This window comes from Kistimonas ophiarachnellae (assembly GCF_057552235.1).
In genome coordinates, this window is sequence record NZ_BAAJPA010000067.1 from 1 (window position 1) to 564 (window position 564).

General features: G+C 63.7%; 1 protein-coding gene. It reads left to right on the forward strand.

What is annotated here, in order from left to right; all coding sequences use genetic code 11:
- The coding region (locus AC27K1_RS21655) for a calcium-binding protein (RefSeq protein WP_487152875.1) at positions 1–564 on the forward strand (564 nt) is incomplete at both ends.

The following is a 564-nucleotide window of genomic DNA, read 5'->3' on the forward strand; positions in this document are numbered from 1 at the left end:
GCGGACTACAGTGCGGCGACGGCCGGCCAGAACCTCAACATCAACCTGACCAGCAGCACGGCGACGGACCAGTTCAACGAAACGGATACCCTGCAGAACATCGAGAACGTCACCGGCGGTGGCGGTGACGACACCCTGACCGGTGACAGCAATGCCAACGTGCTGACCGGCGGCGGTGGCGATGACACCCTGAAGGGCGGCACCGGCGCGACCACCGGCGCAGACACCCTGGACGGCGGCGCCCATGGCGCCAACGGCGACACCGTCGACTACAGCCAGAACAGCATCGGGGTGGAAGTGGACCTGTCGGTGTCCACCAACCAGGTGAAGGAAGGCAGTGTCTTCACTGACACCCTGCGCAACATCGAGAACGTGATCGGCACCGGCAGTGATGATGTGCTGACCGGTGACAACCAGGTCAATTCCCTGACCGGCGGTGACCGGGATGACACCCTGAAGGGCAATGACGGCGACGACGTTCTCAACGGTGGCAATGACAACGATATCCTCAATGGCGGCGCCGGTTCAGACACGCTGAATGGCGGTGCCGGCACCGATACGGCG